Origin of the sequence: Micromonospora arida, assembly GCF_003857035.1 — a bacterium.
GTDB classification, from domain to species: domain Bacteria; phylum Actinomycetota; class Actinomycetes; order Mycobacteriales; family Micromonosporaceae; genus Micromonospora; species Micromonospora arida.
This window is the reverse complement of sequence record NZ_QGSY01000330.1, coordinates 52995-65938: the sequence shown is the minus strand read 5'-3', so window position 1 is coordinate 65938 and position 12944 is coordinate 52995. Positions and strand designations below refer to the sequence as shown.

General features: G+C 67.9%; 15 protein-coding genes. 11 read left to right on the top strand and 4 right to left on the bottom strand.

Features of this window, described 5'->3' with window-relative positions:
- The first annotated feature begins 55 nt into the window (after positions 1 to 55).
- Positions 56 to 412: a hypothetical protein gene (locus DLJ58_RS32460; RefSeq protein ID WP_124862592.1), complete on the top strand. Its 357-nt coding sequence runs from the start codon at positions 56 to 58 to the stop codon at positions 410 to 412.
- Between the two features lie 144 nt (positions 413 to 556).
- Here DLJ58_RS32460 and DLJ58_RS32455 read toward each other — a convergent pair whose 3' ends face one another.
- The 3 genes from DLJ58_RS32455 to DLJ58_RS32445 form a co-directional block, all read right to left on the bottom strand.
- Positions 557 to 1378, bottom strand: coding sequence for an alpha/beta fold hydrolase (locus tag DLJ58_RS32455; RefSeq protein WP_124862589.1), 822 nt, complete (start codon positions 1376 to 1378; stop codon positions 557 to 559).
- Between the two features lie 19 nt (positions 1379 to 1397).
- Positions 1398 to 1967: a DJ-1/PfpI family protein gene (locus DLJ58_RS32450; protein WP_091407098.1), complete on the bottom strand. Its 570-nt coding sequence runs from the start codon at positions 1965 to 1967 to the stop codon at positions 1398 to 1400.
- 89 nt (positions 1968 to 2056) lie between these two features.
- Positions 2057 to 2800: a GntR family transcriptional regulator gene (locus tag DLJ58_RS32445; protein ID WP_124862586.1), complete on the bottom strand. Its 744-nt coding sequence runs from the start codon at positions 2798 to 2800 to the stop codon at positions 2057 to 2059.
- A 124-nt stretch (positions 2801 to 2924) separates the two neighbouring features.
- Here DLJ58_RS32445 and DLJ58_RS33950 point away from each other — a divergent pair, with 124 nt between their 5' ends.
- The 9 genes from DLJ58_RS33950 (at position 2925) to DLJ58_RS32410 (ending at position 11600) form a co-directional block, all read left to right on the top strand.
- Entirely contained in the window at positions 2925 to 3074 is a 150-nt protein-coding gene (locus DLJ58_RS33950; protein ID WP_158629657.1) for a hypothetical protein, read from the top strand.
- Positions 3071 to 4627: a sugar ABC transporter substrate-binding protein gene (locus tag DLJ58_RS32440; RefSeq protein WP_244219222.1), complete on the top strand. Its 1557-nt coding sequence runs from the start codon at positions 3071 to 3073 to the stop codon at positions 4625 to 4627. The genes DLJ58_RS33950 and DLJ58_RS32440 overlap by 4 nt, the downstream gene beginning before the upstream one ends.
- A gap of 44 nt (positions 4628 to 4671) precedes the next feature.
- On the top strand, positions 4672 to 5571 hold the full coding sequence (locus tag DLJ58_RS32435) for a carbohydrate ABC transporter permease (RefSeq protein WP_244219221.1): 900 nt from the start codon (positions 4672 to 4674) through the stop codon (positions 5569 to 5571).
- Positions 5571 to 6482 (top strand): carbohydrate ABC transporter permease, encoded by a 912-nt coding sequence (locus DLJ58_RS32430; protein WP_124862579.1) that lies wholly within the window; start codon positions 5571 to 5573, stop codon positions 6480 to 6482. The genes DLJ58_RS32435 and DLJ58_RS32430 overlap by 1 nt, the downstream gene beginning before the upstream one ends.
- A 65-nt stretch (positions 6483 to 6547) precedes the next feature.
- The gene (locus tag DLJ58_RS32425) at positions 6548 to 7549 is read left to right on the top strand and encodes an ABC transporter ATP-binding protein (protein ID WP_244219220.1); all 1002 of its coding nucleotides are present in this window, start codon (positions 6548 to 6550) and stop codon (positions 7547 to 7549) included.
- Positions 7549 to 8625, top strand: a complete 1077-nt coding sequence (locus DLJ58_RS32420) for an ABC transporter ATP-binding protein (protein WP_124862573.1) — start codon at positions 7549 to 7551, stop codon at positions 8623 to 8625. The genes DLJ58_RS32425 and DLJ58_RS32420 overlap by 1 nt, the downstream gene beginning before the upstream one ends.
- Positions 8626 to 8777: 152 nt before the next feature.
- The gene (locus DLJ58_RS32415; RefSeq protein WP_124862570.1) at positions 8778 to 10238 is read left to right on the top strand and encodes an NAD-dependent succinate-semialdehyde dehydrogenase; all 1461 of its coding nucleotides are present in this window, start codon (positions 8778 to 8780) and stop codon (positions 10236 to 10238) included.
- Entirely contained in the window at positions 10235 to 10375 is a 141-nt protein-coding gene (locus tag DLJ58_RS33945; protein ID WP_158629656.1) for a hypothetical protein, read from the top strand. Before DLJ58_RS32415 ends, DLJ58_RS33945 begins: the two co-directional genes overlap by 4 nt.
- A 1-nt stretch (position 10376) precedes the next feature.
- Positions 10377 to 11600 carry an iron-containing alcohol dehydrogenase gene (locus tag DLJ58_RS32410; protein WP_124862567.1) on the top strand — a complete coding sequence of 408 codons (1224 nt, stop codon included), beginning with the start codon at positions 10377 to 10379 and terminating at the stop codon, positions 11598 to 11600.
- 234 nt (positions 11601 to 11834) lie between these two features.
- On the opposite strand, the gene DLJ58_RS32405 is transcribed toward DLJ58_RS32410, so the two are convergent.
- Entirely contained in the window at positions 11835 to 12128 is a 294-nt protein-coding gene (locus DLJ58_RS32405) for a hypothetical protein (protein WP_124862564.1), read from the bottom strand.
- 250 nt (positions 12129 to 12378) lie between these two features.
- Between DLJ58_RS32405 and DLJ58_RS32400 the strand changes: the two genes are divergently transcribed.
- A complete protein-coding gene (locus DLJ58_RS32400; protein WP_124862561.1) occupies positions 12379 to 12918 on the top strand; it encodes a hypothetical protein in 540 nt (179 codons plus the stop codon).
- Positions 12919 to 12944: the final 26 nt, after the last annotated feature.

Sequence of the window (12944 nt, the reverse complement as noted above, 5' to 3'; positions counted from 1 at the left end):
TCCGATGACTTGCTCGAGCTACGGCGACTGGGTGCCTGGAAAACCTGGCGAAACGGTGTACCACTGCGGCGAGCGCAAACGCCTGGCGCAGGGCGAGAAAATCGAGTACGAGTTCGAGTTGCGCCTCGACGAGGCCGGCACCCGGGCCGCCCAGGTGCGGCTGACCTTCGACACGGGCGTGGATCTCAACCCAGCCAACGACAGGGCGACGATCACCATTATCGCGAGCGCTGACGGCGGGAGCGAGAATCCCGGTGGGGATGACGGCCAGGGAGGCGGGGACACCGATGGCTCGCTGCCGATCATTGGCGCCAAGGCCGGTGTGACCGCCGGCATCGGTGGCGTACTGCTCGCCGCCGGCGCTGTGGGCTTCGTGGTGGCCCGCCGCCGCAAGACCCGCTTCGTCGCCTGATCCCCTCACTGCACCCACCGTGCCCCGTCGACCTCAGGTCGGCGGGGCACGGGTTCGCTCTCACGAACTGCCGTGACTCCGCACGGTCGTCGTCGTGGCGCTCATGAGCACTCGGCCCTGATGTCGTGCAGCCTGCCGCAGCAGTCAGTGACTTCGGTCCGGGCGGAGGAAGCACGACAGCAGTTGCCTGAACTCCTGCGGGTGTTCGATCGCCGGCACGTGCCCGCATCGGCCGAGCACGTGCAGACGGACGTCGGCCAGGTGTTCGAGCAGGGGCTGGGCTGCCGTCTCGAGCGGGGTGACCCGGTCCTCGGCGCCGTGAACGAGCAGCACGGGCGCGCGCACCGCTGCCAGGGTTTGCGCCGAGAGGGTGAGCTCGTCGACCCATCGTGCCCTGGGTGGCGGGAACAACGACGCGAATGCGGCCTCCCCTGCTCGCATCGCGGTTGCACGGGCCTCGACGGCCGAATCGGTCACGAGCGCTTGGTCGAGGACGAGGCGACTCAGCATGTCTCGTGCCCCGATCGGGCCGGCGGGGGCGGCCCAGAGCGCGTCGAGGTCGGCGGACAGCGGCGCCCCGGGGGCGCCCATCGTCGAGACGGCCACGACACGGGTGACCTGCTGGGGGCGCGCGGCCGCCAACGCCAGCGCCACGGCACCGCCCATGGAGTGACCCACCACGGCGTAGTGCTCGATACCGAGAGCATCCATCAGGCCTGCTGCCTGCTCGGTCCACAGCCGGAGCCCACCCCTGGAGCCCGCCGGGATGGGTGTGCGGCCGAACCCCGCCTGGTCCGGAGCCACCAGGTGCCAGGACGCGCCCAGCGCCTGCGCCGTCGTTGCCCAGGCGCCGGACCCGGTCGTGCCGGGTCCGGAGCCGTGCAGCATCAGCACCGCCGGCCCCGTGCCGCTCTCCAGGACGTGGACGGGGGAACCGTCGACTGTGAGGCTCCGAAGTGCGGTCACCGGGGCAGGCCAGGTGTGCTCATGCCGATGCGGGGTCGACAGACTTCGAGAAGAGCTCCATCATCGCCCTGCCGAATTGCGGCATGTCGGGCCACCCCCGGCAGGAGACGAGGTTGCCGTCGACGACGTCGGGGGCGTCGATGACCGTCGCGCCCGCGTTCTCCATGTCACCGGTGATCGGGGGGAAGCACGCCGTCTTTCGACCCTTCAGGAGCCCGTACACCGCTGGCACCTGCGCGCCGTGGCACACCAACGCGATGGGGAGGTTGCGCGCGAAGAAGTGCTCGGTGATACGCCTGACGTCGGCGTCGACCCGGATCCATTCGGGGGCACGTCCCCCAGGAATGATGAGGGCGTCATAGCGCTCGACGTCGACCTCGGCCCAGGGCACGTCGACCGGCAGCTTGCGGCCGTTCTTCTCCACGTAGGCGTCGGAGTTGGGGTCGAACTCGTGGATGACCAGTTGCACGTCGCGCATCGTCCGTGACGAGACGTCGACGTCCCAGCCGCCCTCCTGCACGCGGTAGTAGGGATACATGGTGTCGAGCTCCTCGGCGGCGTCGCCGGTCAGGAGCAGCGCTCTGGGCACCTGCTTCTCCTCGCATCTGGGGGCGGGTGAGGTGGATCCAATCCGATCCGATCAGGATTGAGTCAGCATTCCTGGGCCCAGCGCGCCCGTCAAGCCTCTACCGCCACTCCGTCCGCGTCCTCGATCTCGTCGAACAACCGTCGAAAGCGCTCGCCGGACCGCAGGATGTGCCGACGCATCGCGTAGGCGGCGGCGTCGGGGTCACGCGCGGCGATCGCGGCCACAATGTCCTCGTGCTCGGCCATGGCCAGGTGAGTGACCTGGGTGTCGTGGTGCAGCCGGAAGAGGTGCACGTGGCTGTGCAGGCGAGCGAGCGCTTCACGGATGACCTGGTTCTCCGCGCTCAGGGCGACGAGATCGTGAAAAGCGGCGTCGCGCAGCCCGAAGGCGCCATAGGCCATCGGCCCGTTGCCCCCCTCCAGCTCCGCCATCTCCTCCAGCATCCGTCGCAGACCGGCCACCTGCTCCAAGGACGCGCGTTCCGCGGATCTGCGCGCCGCCGCCGGCTCGAGGAGCAGGCGGACCTCGAGCATGTCCTCGAATCGGTGACGGGTGATCTGGGGCGGAATGCGGTAGCCGGCATGGGGTACGCGCACGACCAGGCCCTCGGCCTCCATGCGGTTCAGAGCGTCTCGGATCGGCGTCTGCGAGACCCCCAGCTCCCGCGCCAGGACGTCGATCGTGACGCGGGAGCCAGGCTCGATCCGTAGCGACATCAGCTGTCCGAGCAGCGTGTCGTACACCTCGTCGGCAAGCCGGCCACCAGATCTGCCCGGCGGTATTCCGCCCGTCACCGCCCTGCGGCCCCGCGCGATCATCGCTTCGTCGTCCATCGTGAGGTGAGGTCCTTCCTTGCGCCTGCGGGAAGCTGTTGACATCGATCGCAACGCTGCGGGATGCTGACGCCCCCACCGGGATCGTATAGGAAAGGTGGCGAATGATCGCCATCCTGCACCCATGGCGGAGCCGCCCGCCATCGCTCCACTTCGATCACCTGAAGCTCCCCTGAGCATGTTCGACGTCCTGCTCGGTCCGTCACCGGGCCGCAGATGGGCCGAAGGACTTCTCGACACCATGAAGACCCAGTACATCGCGGCGTACTCGTGACGCCGGTCCGCGGGTCGGCCCCCGCGACGGCCCGGCAACACGCCTGGACAACCCAGCAACTGCTCGGCGAAGCACATAGCGAGGTTCTAGAAGTCCCCACCCAGAAAGCAGGCATAAAAATGCACAGTCCGAAGCGAATAGGAAGAATGTCCACAACCGGCCGGAAGGCACGGCTGGCGACGGCGGCCATGCTGCTGGTGGCCACGACCATGACGGCTTGCGGCGATGGCAAGGACGACGACGAGAAGGCGAGCGCCCCCAAGGCGCCGGCGACCATCCCGGAGCTCACCAAGGACCCGCTGACCCTCAGCTTCATCTGGTTCGACTGGCCCCCCGCCAAGGCACTGGAAGCCTTCGCGAACACGGAGTACAAGAAGGTACGGCCGAACGCGACCATCAAGGTCAACACCGTGCCGAACGCGAACTGGCACGACGCGATGTTCACCCAGTTCGCCGCGCGCAAGACCGACTTCGACATCGCGATCCTGGACTCGCAACACATCGGCGAGGCCGTGACGAACGGCAACATCCTCGACCTCACCGACTTCGTCAAGAACAACATCGACGTCGCGGCCTACAACCCGTACCTCCTGGCGGCGTACGGCCAGTTCCCCCAGGCGGAGACCGGCAAGCGCGACGAGAACGCCAGCCTGTACGGCCTGCCACTGCTCGGCGACACCTGGACGATGATCTACCGCAAGGACCTGATCGGCGACAAGCCGCCGCAGACCTGGGACCAGATGATCTCAGCCGCCGAGAAGTGCCAGGCGGACAACCCTGGCGTCAGCGGGCTGGCTTTCCACCAGGCCAACGGGTCCGACGCCGCAGCCGTCACCTACAACACGGTCAACGGCGTCTACGGCGGCAACCTCTGGGACCCCAAGAACCGCAAGATCGAGGGCGTCCTCAACGACGCCGCTGGCCAGGAGGCGATGGACGTCCTGGTCAACAAGATGAAGCCGCTGACCGCGAAGGGCTCCGGCAACTGGTTCATCGACGAGGTGAACGCGGCGGTCGCCCAGGGCAAGGCATGCATCGCTTTCAACTGGATCGCCGCGAGCGGCGGCCTGCTCGATCCGAAGGAGTCGACCCTCGGCACCACGCGGGAGCAGATTCTCGACAAGTTGGGGTTTGCCACCCTGCCGAGCCAGAAGACGAACCTGGTGCCGCTCGGCGGTATGGGGATGCACGTGTCGGCCTACTCCGCCGCGGCGAACCAGGCCGAGGCCCTGAACTTCATGAAGTGGTTCGAGCAGGCTGATGTCCAGAAGAAGTGGGCCGCGGCCGGCGGCGTGCCAGCGCGTACGGATGCCCTGGAGTCGCCCGAGTTCCTCAATGCCGGGCCGTTCAACAAGGTGTACGCGGACTCGGTTCCGCGGATGCGGGACATGTGGAACGTGCCCGAGTACGCGCGCCTCGTCGACATCGAGAACACCAACGTGAACGCGGCCCTCAACGGCGCGAAGAAGCCGAAGGATGCGCTCGACGACATCGCCAAGGAGCAGCAGAGCGTGCTCGACTCGAGCAGCCGCAAGGGCGGCGGCGGACTGTGAGTGACCCCGTCCCTCTGACGACCGATCCCGGGCAGGTGGCGTCTGTGACGCCACCTGCACCGGGGCGGTCCCGCCGGTTGAGCGACCGCTGGCTCGCCGTCACGTTCATCTCCCCCGCGATGCTGCTGTTGCTCGCCATGTCGGTGTTCCCGTTGCTGTGGGCGTTGTACCTGTCTTTCACCGACTACTCGGCCACCCGCGGGGGGCGCGCCAATTTCATCGGGTTCGGGAACTACACGGCAATCCTGACGTCGGCGCAGGTCCACACGAGGGCCCTGACAACGTTGATCTACGTGGTCGGCGCGGTCGGCCTGCAGACCGTGCTCGGCTTCGGCATCGCCTACCTGATCTCCCGGCGCACGCACGGGCGAGGAGTGCTGACCACTCTGTTCCTGGTTCCGATGATGCTGTCGCCGGTCGTGGTCGGGCTGTTCTGGCGGTTCATGCTCGACGCGCAGTTCGGCGTGGTCAACAGCATGCTCGGCTCGGTCGGCCTGGGGCAGGTGGAGTGGCTCACCCGGCAGCGGACAGCACTGCTTTCCCTGGTCGTTGTCGACACCTGGCAGTGGACGCCGTTCATCATGCTCATCGCACTCGCCGGCCTCAGCGCGGTTCCCAAGTACCTGTACGAGGCCGCCTCGATCGACCGGGCGTCCGAGTGGTTCCGGTTCCGCACCATCACTCTTCCGCTGGTGTGGCCACTGCTTCTCATTGCCGTGATGTTCAGGGCCATCGAGGCCTTTCGGCTGTTCGACCTCGTCTACATCCTCACCAACGGAGGCCCCGGCGTCTCCACCGAGACGTTGTCGTTCCACATCTACAAGGTCGCGTTCCTTGGCTTCAACACCGGAACCGCTTCGGCGTACGGGATCCTCATGGTCCTCGTCGTCATCATCCTCACGCAGTTCTACCTGCGCTATTTGAACAAGCTCAAGGAGGGCTGATGGCCGTCTCCGTCGACGAGGCCGTGTCCACAGGTCCTGCCCGGGATCACACGCCCCCCGTGCGCCGCCTTGGCGGCCGGGGCCGCTCCGTGCTGGAGGTCACGCTGCTGACCGTGCTGGCCGTCGTGATGCTCTTTCCGGTGCTGTGGATGATCGAGACGTCCATCAAGGAGAACCGGGACGTCTACGCCATCCCGGCCAAGTTCTTCGATTTCAAGATCACTCTGGATCATTACAAGGACGTGTTCGTCAACCCCGACGGCGGTCGCTCGGCCCTGTCCGTCTCGTTCCTCAACTCCGTCGTGGTCGCCGGAGCTTCCACGGTGCTGGCCACCGTGCTGGGTGTCCCGGCGGCCTGGGCCTACTCACGCTTCGCCGTGAAGGCCAAGAAGGACCAACTGTTCTTCATCCTGTCCACCCGCTTCATGCCGCCCGTGGTGGTCGTGATCCCGATCTTCCTCATGTACCGCCAGGTCGGACTCATCGACAACAAGCTCGGCCTGATCCTCATCTACACCGCGTTCAACGTCCCGTTCACGATCTGGATGATGAAGGGGTTCGTCGACGAGGTGCCCGCGGAGTACGAGGATGCCGCCATGCTCGACGGCTACACCCGGTTGCAGGCGTTCCGGCGATACACCCTTCCCCTGCTCGTGCCCGGCATCGCCGCGACGGCGGTCTTCGCGCTCATCTTCTCGTGGAACGAGTTCGTGTTCGCCACCTTCCTCACCTCCAGCGACGACGTCCGGACGGCCCCACCCGCCATCGCCGGCCTCATCGGCGGCACCACTACGGACTGGGGTCTCGTGGCCGCCGCCTCCGTGGTGTTCGCCCTACCGGTGCTCGTCTTCGCGTACCTGGTGCGCAAGCACCTCATCGCCGGTGTGACGCTCGGGGCGGTGCGACGCTGATGGCGGGCATCGAGGTGACAGCGCTGCACAAGCGCTACCCGGACGGGACGGTCGCAGTCGAACACGTGGACCTGTCCATCGGCCACGGCGAGCTGTTCGTGATGCTCGGCCCCTCGGGTTGCGGCAAGACGACAACGCTGCGGGCCATCGCCGGCCTGGAGAGGCAGACGACGGGCGACATCCGCATCGGCGACACGCTGGTCAACGACCTGCCGCCCGCCGAGCGCGACATCGCCATGGTGTTCCAGTTCTACGCCCTCTACCCGCATCTCAAAATCCGCGACAACCTGGCGTTCCCGCTGCGGGCCGAAGGCCTGCCCAAGCCGGAGGTGCACGAGCGGGTCAACGAGGCCGCCCGGCTGATGCAGCTCGGTCCTCTCCTGGACCGGCGACCGCGCCAGCTCTCCGGCGGGGAGCAGCAGCGCGTCGCGCTCGCTCGCGCCCTGGTACGACGACCGCGCGCCTTCCTCATGGACGAGCCTCTCACCAATCTGGACGCGGAACTGCGTGCGGACATGCGCACGGAGATCAAGCACCTGCAGGGAGAACTGGGGGCGACGATGGTCTACGTCACCCACGACCAGGTCGAAGCGATGTCGCTAGGTCACCGAATCGCCATCCTCAACAAGGGCCGCGTGGAGCAGATCGGCACGCCGCTGGAGGTCTACGACCGTCCGGCGAGTCTTTTCTGCGCCGCGTTCATCGGCTCCCCGCCGATGAACCTGATCGAGGTGGAGGTGGCCGACGGGAAGCTGCGCGGTGAGGGCGGACTGGTTCTCCCGCCACCGCCTGGCCTGCCGCGCGACCGCCGCCTGGTCGCAGGCGTCCGGCCGGAGGCGCTGGAAGTCACCGCACCCGAGGCGGAAGGCTCGATCCCGGCCCGGGTGGTCTCGGTGGAGTGGCTGGGCGACGAAATCATCTACGTGGTCGACCACGGCGGCCAACGTGACGTCCGGGTCCGGATGCCACCGACTGTTCGTTTCGCCGCTGAAGCGAAGGTCGGGCTGCGGCACACCGGCGGGACCCCAACGGTGTACGACGTGAGCACGGAAGAGCTGGTGGCCTGATGGGAACCCTGGCAGCGCACGGGCTGCGCAAATCCTTCGGCAAGGTCCAGGCCCTGGACGGGGTGACGCTGGACGTGCCGGACGGCTCGTTCTTCGTCGTACTCGGGCCCTCCGGGGCAGGCAAGACGACGACCCTGCGAGCGATCGCGGGCCTGGAGAAGCTTGACGCCGGGTCGGTGCATCTGGACGGCAGGGACGCGACCGGTGACACCCCGGCCGCACGCGACCTGGCCATGGTCTTCCAGAACTACGCCCTCTACCCGCGACACACGGTGTACGAGAACATCGCTTCGCCGCTGCGGGCGCGCCGCTGTTCCTCGAGTGAAATCGCCACTGCCGTCGAGCAGATGTCCAGCCTGCTGCACATCGAACGTCTGCTGCAACGTCGGCCCGCGCAGTTGTCGGGCGGTGAGATGCAGCGTGTCGCCCTGGCCCGGGCGCTGGTCCGTAGCCCGCGCGCGTTCCTCATGGACGAACCGCTCACCAACCTCGACCTCAAGCTCCGCGTCGAGATGCGCACCGAGCTCACCCGCATCCACCGGAGCCTCGGAGCGACCTTCGTCTACGTGACGAACGACCAGGTCGAGGCCCTGTCCATGGCCGACCAGGTCGCGGTCCTCAAGGAGGGGCAGGTGCAACAGGTCGGAACGCCCACCGAGGTGTACGAGCGTCCGGCCAACCAGTGGGTCGCCGCATTCGTCGGGAGCCCACCGATCAGCCTGCTCGCCTGCCGCGCCGACGGAGATCGACTGGTCGGTGCGGCAGGCTGGACGCTGCCACGGCCCCGCTGGACCACGGCCGAGGACGGTCGTCAGCTGCTACTGGGCCTGCGCGCGGAGGACCTGTCCGTCGAGCAGCGTGGGAACGCGTCGTTGTCCGGGGAGCTCTACGGCCTTGAGCCGCTCGGTGACCGAACGGTGGTCGACGTCCGAGTGGGGACGGAGATCCTCAAGGTCAAGGCACGACCCACAGTCACCGGTACGCCGGGCGAACGCCTGCAGGTCACTGTCGACCTGGACCGTGCGCACCTGTTCGATGCGGGCACCGGGCTGTCGCTGTCCGAGGCTGGGCGGTAACCGCGCCGGGCGGTGACGGCGACATGCGTCCGCACGTGGCGATCGAGCCCCGCCTCGCCCGCGACGAGGGCGTGTGACCCGTCCGTCTACGCGCACAGCGCGATCGCTGAAGCACGCCGGACATCACGAAGAAGATCACAGGAGGCGACGCGATGAGTGACCCGATGAACGTGCTGGCCCCCGAGCATCGGCGGCTGCGGATCGGCGACGCCTGGCGCGACGCCGCAAGCGGAGCCACCTTTGCCGTCGAGGACCCGGCCACCGGCAAGACCATCGCCGAGGTGGCGGACGCCGACGTCGTTGACGGGCTCGCCGCCCTGGACGCGGCGAGCAGGGCAATGGCGGGGTGGGCGGCGACCCCGCCGCGGAAACGGTCAGAGTTGTTGACCGCGACGTACCGGGCACTGACCGAGCGATCCGAGGAGATCGCCCGGCTGATCACGCTCGAGATGGGCAAGCCGCTCGCCGAGGCTCGGGGAGAGGTGGCCTACGGTGCCGAGTTCTTCCGTTGGTTCGCCGAGGAGGCGGTGCGCGTCGAGGGGCGCTACAACACCGCTCCCGCAGGTGGATATCGCATCCTCACCGTGCCGAAGCCGGTCGGACCGTGCGTCTTCGTGACGCCCTGGAACTTTCCGTTGGCCATGGGTGCCCGCAAGATCGCTCCTGCGCTGGCTGCGGGCTGTACGACGATCACCAAGCCAGCAGGTCAGACGCCACTCACCATGCTGTTCCTGGCCCGCATCATGGAGGAGGTCGGCGTTCCCCCGGGCGTCGTCAACGTGGTGACCACCAGGCGTTCCGGCGAGGTGGTCTCCGCACTGCTGGCCGACAGCCGGACCCGCAAGCTTTCGTTCACCGGGTCGACCGAGGTCGGACGCGTACTGCTACGACAGGCCGCGGACAACGTGCTGCGCACCTCCATGGAACTGGGCGGCAACGCGGCCTTGATCGTCTGTGCCGACGCTGACCTGGACGTCGCGGTCGACGGTGCCATGGTGGCCAAGATGCGTAACATCGGGGAGTCCTGCATCGCGGCCAACCGGATCTACGTCGAGGAGCCCGTACGCGAGGAGTTCACTGCGCGCTTCGCCGAGCGGATGGGCGCGCTTTCGGTGGGCCATGGTCTCGACGACGGCGTGAACGTGGGGGCGTTGATCGACGAGGCGTCGGTCACCACGATCGACGAGCTCGTCGCCGACGCGGTCGATCGCGGCGCCCGGGTCCTGGTGGGCGGCGAGCGTCCCGACGGGCCGGGCCACTTCTACCCGCCCACGGTCCTCGTCGACGTGCCCGACGATGCGCGGATGCTGCAGGCGGAGATCTTCGGCCCGGTGGCGCCGATCATCTCGTTCACGTCCGACGACGAGGTGATGGCGAAGGCCAACGACACCGAGCACGGCCTGGCCGGATACGTCTTCACCCGTGACCTCCAGCGGGCGCTCCGGTTCGCCGAAGGGCTGGATACGGGGATGCTCGGCATCAACCGTGGCCTGATATCGGACCCGTCTGCTCCGTTCGGCGGCGTGAAGCAGTCAGGGATCGGCAAGGAAGGGTCGCACGAGGGCATCCTCGAGTACCTCGACCTCACCTACGTGGCGATCGACCTACCGTGACCGGCCTGCTGCGCCGGGCGCCCGGCCCGCGCGTCTGCGCCACCCGGGCGGCCAACCTCGCCGACGCCGTCCCGGTCCCGCAGCTGACCTGGACGTCCGCCCAGCACATCGCCGCCGACGTTCCGGAGAGGCACTGACATGCTTGAGACCGTCCGCGGACCACGCCAGCTGATTGTGGGCGAAGGGGTCGCGCAGAACATCCCCCGAGTGGTGGCCGAGAGCGGCTCGCGAGTCCTCATCGTGACCGACCAGGTTCTTCTGGGGCAGCCGGGCGTGGCCGAAATCGTGGCCGCCGTGCGGGAAAAGGTCGAGGCCGTCGAGGTGTTCTCCGACGCGACTCCCGACGTGCCACTCTCCGATGTCGCCCTGGCCGTGTCGGTCGCCGCCAAGGTGGACGCGGACGTGATCCTCGCCATCGGGGGTGGCACGGTGATCGACCTCGCCAAAATCGTCGGCGTCATCCGGCGCCACGGTGGAACGCCGCGCGACTTCTACGGCGAGTCGAAGGTGCCGGGGCCGACTATTCCTCTCGTCGCGGTCCCGACGACGTCAGGCACCGGCTCCGAGCTCACACCCGTCTCGGTGTTGACCGACCCGGACCGCGCCCTGAAGGTGGGGGTTTCCAGCGTCCACATCGTCCCCGACTTCGCCATCGTCGACCCCGAACTCACCTACACCTGCCCTGCGACCGTCACCGCCCACTCCGGCATCGACGCGTTCTGTCACGCCGTGGAGAGCTACACAGCGCGGCCCCGGGCCCACGGACCGCGCGACCCGGTGGAGCAGGTGTTCCTCGGCCGCAACCCGATCACCGACCACTACGCGCTCCGCGCCGCGGAACGGATCGCCCGGAGCTTGCGCCGTGCGGTCAGGGACGGAAGCGACACGGACGCGCGCGCGGACATGTCCTACGGATCCATGCTCGCCGGGATCGCCTTCTCCCACGCGGGCAACGCCGCCCCGCACGCTCTCCAGTACCCCATCGGCGCAGCCACGCACACGCCACACGGCCTGGGCGTCGGACTGCTACTGCCCTACGCGCTGGACGCGGCCAGGGACGCCATCAGCGACCGGTTGGCCATCCTCGCCCGGGTGTGCGGGCTCGACGTTACCGACGCCTCCGATGCCGAGGCCGCAGATACGTTCCTCACCTGGCTCGACGGGCTCCTTGCCGACATCGGCATCCCTCCCACCTTGGCGGACATCGGCGTGGCACGCGCCGACCTCCCGCGCTTCGCGGAGATGGCCAGTGGTGTCACCCGCCTGATCCAGAACCACCCAGGCCCCAGCGACACCGCCAGCCTGACCGCGATCCTCGAAGCGGCCTGGACCGGGGACCGGACCCGACACGCCCTGACATGAAGCGCCTGCGCCGCCGGTACGCGGCGCAGCGGTAACTGGCCAGGCAGGGCGTGCTCCGAGCAGAGACAGTGACCGGCCTTTCACATGGCGAGTTCCCTGCCCCACCCTGGGCGGCGAGCTGCCGCTCTTTGGCCTTCGACCTGGGAGCGCGGTCCGCTGTCGTCCGGGCTTGTCCACTGGCGTCCGCACCGATCGTCATTCAGCTAGTCACCCGCCCGGCATGTCGCTCAATCGCTAACCGTCGGATCGAGTCACCGAACGCCAGGCGTCGAAGGCCCATGTGAGGTCGGCCGTGTCCGCGCTGATGAAGGTCGTGTCCAGGTATGTTCCATCGATGAAGTTGAAGCCGTAGAGGGTGAACTTGACGTCGCCGTCTTGGCGGTAGAGCCAGGCGGCACGATGACCGACCCCGTCTCGGCCACCCTCACCCACCTTGCCTGTTGGGTTCGGCGGTAGCTCGACATCGAGCGAGGCGATGATGTCGGCCCCGTTGGCGCACCGCCACGAACCTCCTGGCCCGACCCACATCGTACGGCCGGGTGCACGCCACGTCGTGACGCCGTCGTTGGCGGAACCCCGTGTCCAGGTATCAGAAAGCTCGATCGACCAACCATCGCCCAGAGACCTCTGCACGTTCCAAGTGTGCCCCCACGGCCTGGCGCGGTTCCTCGATCGGCCACGGGGTACACGAGAAGAGAAGTGACTCTTCGTCCCCCCGCCCATGGGTCCTGGTGGCAGAGGTGCGGCGCCTCAAGCCTGAGGTCGGTAACCTCGCGCCGTGACGTCTGCTGATCAAGAAGGCTGGTCGTTCGCCACAGCACGGGTCCCGGCCGAGTTCGGCGCTGCGATCCAGCCGCTCACACCCGCCGTGCAGCACGCTTGGGGCGACGAGGAGACCCTGTGCGGCCTCGTCGAGGACCAGATTGAGTTGTACCGGCATCTCTTCGACCGTGAGGATGCCTCGGCGTGCCCGACCTGTCGGCAGCAGGCCGCCGCCGCGCCGACCTGGCCCTGCGCACAGGAACGCTTACACGACCGGCTTCTGGCGGCTGCGGAGGGACCGATGCGCGAGGACCTGCTCGACGCTCTGCGCCAAGGTGCCGAAATCAAGCTGTGGCTGAACGGCCCCGCCGCCAGTTTGGCCAAGCACTACGCCCAGCTGGACCGAATCGTCGAAGGCAGCCCCGCCCTGATCGCGGCGCTCAGCGTCAACGGATCCGTCGGGCTTGCCAGGGTCGAGCACGGACCCTGGCAGTTCATCGTCGTCCTGCCCGGCCACGGATTTCCCCTGATCGCTCGCGCAAGGGCCGACCGGTAGCACCGGCCGCCACCGCCGGACAGCAG

Bases quoted from the DNA above. Each gene is read 5' to 3' on its own strand.
- DLJ58_RS32410 (WP_124862567.1), top strand. From the start codon at position 10,377: ATGCTTGAGACCGTCCGCGGACCACGCCAGCTGATTGTGGGCGAAGGG.
- DLJ58_RS33950 (WP_158629657.1), top strand. From the start codon at position 2,925: ATGGCGGAGCCGCCCGCCATCGCTCCACTTCGATCACCTGAAGCTCCC.
- DLJ58_RS32430 (WP_124862579.1), top strand. From the start codon at position 5,571: ATGGCCGTCTCCGTCGACGAGGCCGTGTCCACAGGTCCTGCCCGGGAT.
- DLJ58_RS32415 (WP_124862570.1), top strand. From the start codon at position 8,778: ATGAGTGACCCGATGAACGTGCTGGCCCCCGAGCATCGGCGGCTGCGG.
- DLJ58_RS32445 (WP_124862586.1), bottom strand. From the start codon at position 2,800: ATGGACGACGAAGCGATGATCGCGCGGGGCCGCAGGGCGGTGACGGGC.
- DLJ58_RS32405 (WP_124862564.1), bottom strand. From the start codon at position 12,128: ATGTGGGTCGGGCCAGGAGGTTCGTGGCGGTGCGCCAACGGGGCCGAC.
- DLJ58_RS32420 (WP_124862573.1), top strand. From the start codon at position 7,549: ATGGGAACCCTGGCAGCGCACGGGCTGCGCAAATCCTTCGGCAAGGTC.